The organism is Paenibacillus xylaniclasticus (assembly GCF_004001065.1).
GTDB lineage: Bacteria > Bacillota > Bacilli > Paenibacillales > Paenibacillaceae > Paenibacillus_T > Paenibacillus_T xylaniclasticus.
On the sequence record NZ_BIML01000044.1, the window covers coordinates 17085 to 27203 of the forward strand.

8 protein-coding genes, 1 tRNA gene and 2 pseudogenes are annotated in these 10119 nt (G+C 47.5%); 1 reads left to right on the forward strand and 10 read right to left on the reverse strand.

Annotated features, from left to right (window positions below; translation table 11 throughout):
* Position 1 precedes the first annotated feature (1 nt).
* Together PXY01_RS21060 and PXY01_RS21065 are read right to left on the reverse strand one after the other, a co-directional pair.
* On the reverse strand, positions 2-562 hold the full coding sequence (locus tag PXY01_RS21060) for a nucleotidyltransferase family protein (protein ID WP_246028045.1): 561 nt from the start codon (positions 560-562) through the stop codon (positions 2-4).
* Positions 563-786: 224 nt separating this feature from the next.
* Complete coding sequence (locus PXY01_RS21065) at positions 787-1413, reverse strand: polysaccharide deacetylase family protein (protein WP_127572960.1); 627 nt, start codon at positions 1411-1413, stop codon at positions 787-789.
* Positions 1414-1659: 246 nt separating this feature from the next.
* Between PXY01_RS21065 and PXY01_RS21070 the strand changes: the two genes are divergently transcribed.
* Positions 1660-2811, forward strand: a complete 1152-nt coding sequence (locus PXY01_RS21070) for a family 8 glycosyl hydrolase (protein WP_127572962.1) — start codon at positions 1660-1662, stop codon at positions 2809-2811.
* An 83-nt stretch (positions 2812-2894) separates the two neighbouring features.
* Here the strand turns inward: PXY01_RS21070 and PXY01_RS21075 are convergent, their stop codons facing one another.
* From PXY01_RS21075 to PXY01_RS21105, 8 genes and pseudogenes are all read right to left on the reverse strand, one after another.
* Entirely contained in the window at positions 2895-3752 is an 858-nt protein-coding gene (locus PXY01_RS21075) for a carbohydrate ABC transporter permease (protein ID WP_246028047.1), read from the reverse strand.
* A gap of 42 nt (positions 3753-3794) precedes the next feature.
* Positions 3795-4676 (reverse strand): carbohydrate ABC transporter permease, encoded by an 882-nt coding sequence (locus tag PXY01_RS21080; RefSeq protein ID WP_127572966.1) that lies wholly within the window; start codon positions 4674-4676, stop codon positions 3795-3797.
* A gap of 87 nt (positions 4677-4763) precedes the next feature.
* Positions 4764-6059 (reverse strand): extracellular solute-binding protein, encoded by a 1296-nt coding sequence (locus PXY01_RS21085; protein WP_127572968.1) that lies wholly within the window; start codon positions 6057-6059, stop codon positions 4764-4766.
* A gap of 114 nt (positions 6060-6173) precedes the next feature.
* A complete protein-coding gene (locus PXY01_RS21090) occupies positions 6174-6959 on the reverse strand; it encodes a response regulator transcription factor (protein WP_127572970.1) in 786 nt (261 codons plus the stop codon).
* The gene (locus tag PXY01_RS21095) at positions 6931-8724 is read right to left on the reverse strand and encodes a sensor histidine kinase (protein ID WP_127572972.1); all 1794 of its coding nucleotides are present in this window, start codon (positions 8722-8724) and stop codon (positions 6931-6933) included. Before PXY01_RS21095 ends, PXY01_RS21090 begins: the two co-directional genes overlap by 29 nt.
* 194 nt (positions 8725-8918) lie before the next feature.
* A pseudogene (locus PXY01_RS21100) lies at positions 8919-9662 on the reverse strand (VWA domain-containing protein); the annotation flags it as partial.
* Between the two features lie 51 nt (positions 9663-9713).
* Positions 9714-9888: pseudogene (locus tag PXY01_RS22475) on the reverse strand (DUF5682 family protein); the annotation flags it as partial.
* A 134-nt stretch (positions 9889-10022) separates the two neighbouring features.
* Positions 10023-10099: transfer RNA gene (locus tag PXY01_RS21105), tRNA-Pro, on the reverse strand.
* Positions 10100-10119: the final 20 nt, after the last annotated feature.

A 10119-nucleotide genomic window follows, 5' to 3' on the forward strand; every position in this document is an offset into this window, starting at 1 on the left:
GTTAATCTTCTACTACGCGCACTTTGGGCCAAAGAACGCTCCACTGCTTCTTCAACATTCGTTCTTTAAAAATATGATGCTTCCTATATCTCGGACTGCGTCGGTGCACCATCAAGAAGAGATCAGACAGCCCATAAGCGGCTGCAATATGCAGCTTATCCTGTTCGTCCAGCCTGACTCCGACCCCAGCTACTGTCTCTACCCACATGCTCATGGCGTCAACAGAAGAGCGATAAGGCTCATCACCGTTGCGTAAATGCATGCGGGCTTGATTTTTAACCGACCACTTGCTGTTACCGGTCTGCACGTGCAGTGCGGCTTCCAATTGCTTATCCCGCTCCTCTGATAGGTTCTTTGGGTCGAAGTAGATTAGATCGATATCATCGTGTCTATCCGCTGGAGCGTAGCCATGAAGCGCATCCCAGACCGTCGTACGAATGTAGCCAGCCGCTATATACCAGTCGGGAAGACCAAGCCCGCGAGCCGTTCTTAAATCGTTCATCAGATTACTATTCGAATAGACCAATTCTCGAAGTTGATTCTCCCACTCGATCTCTGTCACCGTCTTTATCTCCTCCTGCCAGCTTCCATACCTGTCCGCTCCCCAAATATTAACTCGCTTGAATAGTTGGATATATCTATTGATTCTATCTTATTTTTCCTTTCTTTGGAATAGAAAAAACCGTCCTTATTGAGCTGCTTCCCTAACATTAGATGGATCTCACAATGGGATACAGTTCATACCCAGACGGTTATTTCTTCATTGGAATGTACGAATTTCTATAGTTATTTACTCGCCAGCGTCAGCAGCTCTCTAAATGGCACAATCCGATAGCCTTGCTCGGTCAATTCCTTCACAAGAATACGTACGGATTCAACCGCTTGTGAACGATCTCCATATCCATCATGGAATATAAAAACCGCACCATTGCGAACCGATTCACGCGTTTTCTCGACGATTTGCTTAACACCTGGGTTTGCCCAATCTTGAGCCGCCATATTAGCAGCACCAGCACAACCGATATAGCCAATCTCAGCTGTTTGCTTCAATACCTCATCGTTGATATCAAAATAAGGCGGGCGGTACGTCGTCGGTTTATAATCCGTAATGCCTTGAATTAAGCTCTCTGTCTTACGGAACTCATCCAACACAGCTTCACTCGATAACTTGGTCAAAAAAGGATGTGTATACGTATGGTTGCCGATCTCGTGCCCCTCGGCATGGACCCGGGCAGCCACCTCCGGTGATTTCTCGATCTGCTCGCCAATCATAAAGAATGTAGCTTTAGCCCCTGCCTCCTTCAAAATATCAAGCAGTTGCGGCGTATATACCGGATCCGGGCCGTCGTCGAACGTAAAGGCGACCACCTTATGCTCCGTCTCGACATAATTAATCATCTCTAATCGTTCCATATTCAATATGCTCCTCTCGTCTCTCCAGCGAAATTGGAACTGCTAGTGAATTCGTTACAATTGTACTAGAATCCGAAAAATAAAGAATTGTATTATCTAAACTAGTTATTGCATAATGTTAAGGAAAACGCAATCATTTTCTATAGTTTCCATAGTAGAAGCTATACATTGTCGGTGTTTCTAAGCTACTTGCAAAGGTAAGCTAGTAATGCAGTAACAACTCAACATGTGAAGGAGCAATGACTCATGACAACACACAACAAGCAAGGCGCCTATCACACCGGAACCTACCGCAATCTGCTGCTAGAGTTCGGCTACAAGGAGGAAGAGATTCAGCGCCGTGTACAGGACAGCTGGACGCAAATATTCGAAGGAGGAGAAGACACTCGGATTTATTATGAATCTGAAGACGGTCTCGGCTACCTTGAGGATACAGGCAACCATGATGCTCGAACTGAAGGAATGTCTTACGGCATGATGATGGCAGTACAGATGAACCGCCAAGACATATTCGATCGAATCTGGGGCTGGGCGAAGAAATATATGTATATGACCGATGGAGTTAATGCTGGGTACTTTGCTTGGTCCTGTAATACGAACGGCAACCGTAATGCGGATGGACCCGCTCCCGACGGCGAAGAATATTTTGCGCTTGCTCTGTTCTTCGCTTCGCATCGCTGGGGCGACCGTGAGGAGCCTTACAACTACAGCGAGCAGGCCCGCAAGCTGCTGCACGATTGCGTTCATAAGGGTGAAAATAATGACGGATACCCGATGTGGGAGCCAAGCAATAAACTAATTAAGTTTGTGCCAAGCTTTGACTTCACCGATCCGTCTTATCATTTGCCGCACTTCTATGAACTGTTCGCGGAATGGGCGAATCCAGAGGATCGCGAATTTTGGAAGGAAGCTGCGGCAGCAAGCCGCGCTTACTTGCCCACGACATGTCATCCGAAGACCGGCCTGGCACCGGAATACTCATTCTACGACGGATCGCCGAACCATATTCGCGGCTTCGGTCATTTCTTCAGCGATTCATACCGGGTTGCTGCCAACCTTGGACTGGAAGCACACTGGTTCGGTTTAAGCGACGATCTCGTTCGAATTGCCGACAACATTCTAACGTTCTTCGAAGATAAGGACCCTAACGATTACCGCCGTTATACAATTGCCGGTGAGCCCTTCGAAGAGAAGAGCCTGCATCCTGTCGGCTTAATTGCTACGAATGCAATGGCTGCACTGGCTGTACCGGACAGCCCGAAGGCTCGCGCTGCTGTCGAGTTGTTCTGGAACACGCCGGTTCGTACAGGCGAGCGCCGTTACTATGACAACTGCCTCTACATGTTCAGCATGCTCGCGCTGAGCGGCAACTATCGAATCTGGATGCCTAAGAATTAAAGATATGGACACAAGAAGGACGCTCTCCACAGCCGGAAGCGTCCTTCTCTTGTAGAATCCATAAATGAGTGAGTAGTGATCCATTAACCTTTAACCGATCCAGCCGCAAGTCCTTCTACGATCCGATTACTGAGCAGCAGGAATACGACCATAATCGGCAAAATGCTGATCATAAGCGTCGCGCCGATTGCGCCCCAATTCGCCTGATACTGTCCGATGAAGTTCTGTACCCCTACGGTCAGCGTTTTCAATGAATCGCTGCTTATAAATGTGTTAACGAAAATAAATTCGTTCCAGTTATAGATCATATTAATGATGGCAGCCGTCATCATAACCGACATCGTCATCGGCAGAATGATTTGAAAGAACAGCCGATTAATCGAGCAGCCGTCCATAATAGCTGCTTCTTCTACTTCCTTCGGAAGTACCGCATAGAATCCGAGCATAATCATGATGGTGATCGGCAGGTTGAAAGCAGTATAAGATACAATAAGACTATGATACTTATTGATAAAATCCAATTTCTCATAGAGATTGTATAAAGGAATTAACGTCGAATGAACGGGGATCATCATACCAAGCATGAATATCCCCAATACGAAGGAGCTCAACTTCCACCGCATACGTGTAACCGCATATGTAACGAAGCTTGCAAGCAAAATCGTTAACACGACCGATCCCAGCGTAACAACGACACTATTTATAAAGTAACGATCAATGTTGCCGGAAGACCATACGTCCGAGTAATTTTCCCACTTGGGATGACGAGGCAGTGCAAACGGCGCCAGATCGAATATTTCCTGGCTATTCTTCAGCGAGAAGAACAACAGCCACACGAGCGGCAACAGCTGCAATATCGCAATCGCGATAAGGACGATATATAATACCGCGCTGCCAATCTTTCTTGCAGCGGTACGGGAAGTGGCAACCTTCCGGTGCACCCCAGTTTCTAAAGCCACCTTCAAAGTAAGCACCTCCTGAAGTTATGAATATTGAATCGAATCTTTGGTCGCCGTAAGCTTACGAATGATCCACGTTGCAGCTAGGCAAATAATGAGCAGGAAGAAGCCAATAGCGCTTCCGTAACCGAAATCAAATCCTTTAAACGCCCTCTGATACATGTAGGACGCCATAACATCACTTGCACCGTTAGGACCGCCGCCTGTCATGACGTAGATCAGATCAAAATATTTCAGTGAGCCGACAACGGACAACACAATCGTCACTTTGATTACTTCCGTAATTAATGGCAGCTTAATGCGATATGCGATCTGTCGATGTGTAGCGCCATCGATTAAGGCCGCTTCAACTAGTGTGTTCGGGATATTCTTCAGTGCAGCATAATAGATGAGAATATAGAAACCAGCGTATTGCCATAAAATTGGAACAAAGAGGGCACCTAGCACGTATTTCGTATCCGACAGCCATGCAGGAGGGTCAGAAAAGCCAAGCGAGACGAGTGTCGTATTCAGAATACCGCTCGTCGGATGGTACACTTTCATCCAGAGCTGTGCAATCGCAACCGAAGATAACAGCATCGGCAGCAAATAAATTTTCCGGAACAGGTTCGCTCCTTTAATGTTACCCGCTAACACCATTGCAACGATCAAATAAACAGCAAGCGACAATGTGGACAGCAATGCAAATAGGAAAGAATGCCCTACACTCTCCCAGAACGCATGATCCTTAAACAATGCAACATAGTTATCCAGCCCAATAAATTTCATGCTGCTTACGCCATCCCAATCCATAAGGCCGTAATAACCGGTGAGAACGATTGGAACATATATAACCGCCATTATAAGAATGATAGACGGCAACACGTATAGCGCAATGATCCATTTGTTTGACATGACTTTATCCATGGATGATTCAACCTCCTTATGGCGAACGGGAGAAGGGACCTAGCCGAAACGTGCGGCTACGTCCCTTCTGCGCTTGTCTAAAGCCAATTATTTGCCGGCTTTCAGTGTGTCGTCCGTTTGTTTCGCGAATTGCTCCGGTGTTACCTCTTTACCAAGCAGCGCTTGAATCAGCTTATGATGCTCTTCCGATGCAACCGGCTTCATTTGAACGTCGGCATACAGCGTAACCTTCTTCGCCGAGCTGAGCTCGTTGAGCAGGTCGATGAACATTTGCGGCAGCTTAACTTTGGACGTATCCACTTTCGTTGCTGGAATAACGCCTGCCTCCGTAACCGATTTCTCGCCCCATTTTTTGACGAAGTACGAGACAAATTTTTTCGCTTCTTCTTTGACTTTCGAGCTCTCCGACACGAACAAACCTACGCCTACGCCGCCGACCCACGTATCCGACGTGCCTTGGCCGCCAGAGATCGTCGGGAAGCGGAAGTAACCAGCATTATCTCTGAACTCTTGCGGAATATCTTCGTTCGTCGTAAGGTTCGGTACTTCCCACGTACCCATTGCGTACATAGCTGCTTTTCCATTGTAGAACTCGGATTTCGCTTCGTCATTCGACAGGCCGTTGAAGCCTTTGTTGAATGCGTTCATGTCGACGAGCTCTTGGGCCATCTTCGCTGCTTCGATCAGATTAGGATCCGAGAAGTCGTTGCTTGCGATCGCTTTATCAAGCAGATCCGCTCCTCCGAGACGGTCAACGAGGTACATGTACCAGAACGAGCCCGTCCATCCATCTTTGCCGCCGAGCGTAATTGGCGTTACGCCATTGTCGCGCAGCGTTTGAATGACATTTTTAAATTCGTCATACGTTTGCGGCACTTGCAGATTATATTTAGCAAAAATTTCTTTGTTGTAATAGATTGGAACGATGTTCAGCTCTACAGGAAGCGAGTAGGTCTTGCCGTCTACTGCATACGCTTCCGTAGTACCTGCTACGAATTGATCCTTCAGATCGCCTTGCAGCAGATCATCCAGCGTTGCAAATTGGTTACCTTTGACGTATGGCTCCAGGAAGCCTGCCGCCCACGCGAAGCCGACGTCAGGAAGCGAGTTGGAGCCGGAGAGTACTTTCAGCTTGTCTTTGTATTGATTCGTCTCCAGAACTTCCAAGTCGATCTTAACATTCGGATTCTCCTCCTCGTACGAGGCGATAATCTCATTAACAAGGTTGTACTGCTGCTTGGCGCCGCCCTCCGGCCACTGACTCATCAGCTTAATCGTCACTTTGTCGCCGCCGGAACCGCTGTCTTTTTTGTCTCCGCATGCCGAGACGACCATTACGAGCGCAAGCATTAGCGCCCATACCGCTATAGCTTTTCTCTTCATTGCTCTAAATCCCCCTATATGATTTTCGAAGGAAATGTAAGCGTTTTCCCTCTTGAATAAGTTTATCATTAGCACAAAATTGATATAAGCGTTCTACTATAGGGAAAACTTCCACTATTTTAAGGTTTCAACTCGATATTGTCCCGGGCTGCAGCCCTCATATTCTTTAAACAGCTTATTGAAATAGCGGGGAGTCTGATAACCTAACCGTTCCGATATTTCGGCAATTGGCATATTCGTCTGCAGCAGCAGCTCTTTCGCTTTCTGAAGCTTGCGTCTCACGACATATTCACTAAACGTCATATGCATTTGCTCCTTAAACCTAGCACTCAAATAGCTCGGGTGGAGGTGGATGTGATCCGCTACTTCACGCAGGCCGAATGACAAATGCAGATGCTCATCCACGTACCGGAGAGCCTCTTGTACCGGCCCGCTGAGCGTCGAGCCGCTAAGCGTCTGGTTTGTCTCTAGCAGCTTCTGATCGATCATCCGCTGCATTATACCGATTCTAGCGCGCTGCTCATCAAGCTGAAGCGCCTGCTCCACCGCCGATATCAGCTTTTCTTTACTAATTGGCTTCAACAAATAATTGACGACACCAAGCTGTATCGCCTGAAGAGCATAGTCAAACTCAGCATAGCCGGATATAAGAATAACTGCCGGCTTCTCGTCTTTACCACGCTTGTTAAGCAGCTCAACGAGATTCAAGCCCGTCAGCTCGGGCATACGAATATCCGAAATTAACAGATGGACAGGCTGACTATCCAATATTTCCAGCGCCTCTTTGCCGTTGTTTGCCATTAAAATGTTTATACTGCCTGCCGACCAAACCTCAAGCATCCTTCTAATTCCGTTCGCCGTTAACGGCTCATCATCCACAATTAATAATGTTCTCTTCATCGCGTTTATACACTCCTGTAATGACCGGAATCGAAATACTTACCGCCGTGCCTTTTCCTTCACGGCTCCAAATCTGAATTCCAACCTTATCGCCATGCTGACCACCAAAGTAGAGACGGATGCGGTCACGAACGTTCGATATGCCAAGTCCAGAGCCTTTGGACGTATGAACCTTGCCATTCTCAAGAGAATACTGCAATCGGCTAAGTGTATCCTCCGACATCCCGCCTCCATCATCCTCAACCGTAATCTTTAAATATTCATGGTCATCCGATAGATCAACTCTGACGGTTACAACGCCTGGACCGATTTTACTTTCAATCCCGTGCAATATTGCATTCTCAACGAATGGCTGTACTAAGAGCTTCGGCAGCCGATATCGGGCATAATCGGACAACGACTCGATCCGCCACGTAAGCCGCTCGCCGAATCGAATTCGCATAATGACCAAGTATCGTTCGATATGGTCTAGCTCTTCCTCGAGCGTCACCCACTCGTCGCGGTTCGGGCCGGTAATGGTATACCGAAACAGCTCTGACATCGCGATGACGAACTCCGCAAGCTCCACCTCGTCCTTGTTATATAGTGACCAATATAAAGCCTCGAGCGTATTGAACAAAAAATGCGGATTAATTTGCGCCTGAAGCGCTTTCAGCTCCGAACGGCTTTGTAATATTTCTTTCTCATATACAAGCCTTATAAGATCATTCATATGTTCGACCATCTGATTGTAGGTATGGTTCAGCTCGTTAATTTCAATGGTTGAGGATACTTGCGCGATCGGCTTTAAGCCGCCAATGCGCGAGCTTCGCATAATTTTGATTAAGCGGAAGATCGGCCTAGATATAATGGTAGACAGGAATAAGGAAAGAATAATATAAAGCACAGTACCAATTCCGGCCGAGACGAATATAACGGTTCGCAGAAACGAAATCCCTTCAGTAATTGCGCTCAGCGGCGTCAGAATGAGAAACGTCCAGCCCGTAACTTCTGACTGATGGCGTACCATCATATATTTGCGTTCTTCTACCGTGACGATCGGATGCTCCGAATCAACAAGCAGTTTAATATCTTCCATCCTAAGGTCATGATTGACCGGTGCAATAAGTTTATAATCACGTCCAACGAGCAGCATCGTCTCGCGGGTGCTCTCATCTGAATTCATTTCACGGATGTCGAACAAATTAAGCTCCATTCGAATAAGCATATAGCCGCCTAGTGCAAAATTCTCATCCAGCAAACTAATCTGCCGAATAGCCAGAACAGATGTGCTATCTTGCGGGTCTATACCGATCCAAACTAATCTTCCCTTTTGCGCCCTCGCCTCTGTGATCCACTTCGCCTCAATTTTGGTCTCCAGACTATCGCCGTCAAGCGGAAACAATCGACGGTAATCGTTCGTGAACAGCTCTACTGAGCGGACACCAGAAGAATAGATTTGAATATTGTTGACATAAGGCGACAGCATTTGCTTCTCGCTGAATGTTGACCGCTTACCATGAAGCTCATTAACGAGCAGACGTTGGACATTAAGGTTAGACGCCACCATAATCGACAACGAATCGATCTGGTTCAGCACAGCGTCAAGCCGGCCATTCGCCTGAATGGCAGTCTGCTGAATATGCTTCTCCGCATTGTTCTTCAGCAGCCTAGATACTGAATCGAACGTCACAATCCCGACCACGGATAAAATAATGATCATGACGAGCAGGAAGCCAAATAGCATCTGGTTGCGAAGCGTGTTAAATCGACCCATATTCAACATTCCGATCTACCTTCCATGCAGTCGTTATCCTACTACAAGATCATCATAATATTTCGATATCGGCATAAAATGTCCTTCTATGCTGAAAAAAGGGAAATGTCAGAATTTATTTTCCGACAATTCCCTTTTCTAATCATTTAGATAATCTCCGCTGATTTCCGGCTCGCCTGTCGTCACATACCGAGCCTCTTCGCAAGCTCGGTCCTCGGCTCCTCAACGAACTGCTCGCAGTATACAACCGACTTGTGAATATCGGTTCCGCCGCCGAGTTGTATCTCGAACAACATATCGACCGGGTCGTTAGCACACTGCTCCGTCAGATCAACCACTTCCGTATCGAAGGCGACGACGCGCGTACGAAGCGCCGGAATGCTGGCAAAGATGGAGTCGATAATGGAGGCCCATATGACCGATTCCGCCATCGAACCGCTCTGGTCGATATCGACGATTACCGTTCATTCTTGGCTGCGCCGCGCACGATCAAAATAATAAATTCGTTCCGGAATGATTTGACGGCGCTTCGCATCATACTGCTTTAAATTACGCCGAATCGTCCTCTGCCAATCAATTCCGCTTAACGAAGGAAGCGGGGAATGCTGCCTTCGGTTCAACGCTCCTGTAACCGCTCTTCGAAGGTCATTCTCCATCAGCCTAATTAACTCGTCAACCACAGCTTGTACGAGCAATCTCGCCGTATCCTTTGTTTTCTCCGGAATTTTGTCTTTCAGCGTCATCAGCGTACCAACAAGTCCGATATCCGGTTTCACCTGAGCCAGAAGCTCCGGCTCGAACAGCAGCTGCTTCCATCCTTTTCTCTCCATCGCATCATGCTGAATGATTGAAACGACATCCTCTGGAAAAAAGCTTCGTACATCGCCAAGCCACCGCGCCAGCCGGGGAGCGTGCTTTCCTTTGCCGGCGCCTCGACCGCCTGCTGTCTGTCCCCCAGTCATCCCGCCGATGCTCTCCATTCACTTGTCTCGTCATAAATCCGAATTTACGCCCCATATCTCACCTAGCGCTTCCGCTACCATCGTCTTCTCTCTCATCTGTAAAGCTACTGAACGCTCTGCGTAGAAACACGAGCGCACGCGCAAATTGCGCATCGTCGAGCGATCCGATATAATCGTTCAGCTGCTCCCACAGACTTAGCCGCGACAGTCTTAAATGGTTCGTGAGCATTGGGGCATATGATATGATCCAATAAAAAGAACGAGACCCCATCCATTGTCTCCCTGACAACAGATGGGGTCTTGTTTATACTGCTAATATATATTCAGATGTTATGATCTAAAGGCTGGTCGGGATGACACGATTCGAACATGCGACCCCCTGGTCCCAAACCAGGTGCTCTACCAAGCTGAGCTACATCCCGATATGTAAACCGTAAAATTA

Excerpts from the sequence above, each read along its gene's own strand:
- PXY01_RS21065 (WP_127572960.1), bottom strand. The coding sequence starts at position 1,413 with ATGGAACGATTAGAGATGATTAATTATGTCGAGACGGAGCATAAGGTG.
- PXY01_RS21070 (WP_127572962.1), top strand. The coding sequence starts at position 1,660 with ATGACAACACACAACAAGCAAGGCGCCTATCACACCGGAACCTACCGC.
- PXY01_RS21080 (WP_127572966.1), bottom strand. The coding sequence starts at position 4,676 with ATGGATAAAGTCATGTCAAACAAATGGATCATTGCGCTATACGTGTTG.
- PXY01_RS21085 (WP_127572968.1), bottom strand. The coding sequence starts at position 6,059 with ATGAAGAGAAAAGCTATAGCGGTATGGGCGCTAATGCTTGCGCTCGTA.
- PXY01_RS21090 (WP_127572970.1), bottom strand. The coding sequence starts at position 6,959 with ATGAAGAGAACATTATTAATTGTGGATGATGAGCCGTTAACGGCGAAC.
- PXY01_RS21095 (WP_127572972.1), bottom strand. The coding sequence starts at position 8,724 with ATGTTGAATATGGGTCGATTTAACACGCTTCGCAACCAGATGCTATTT.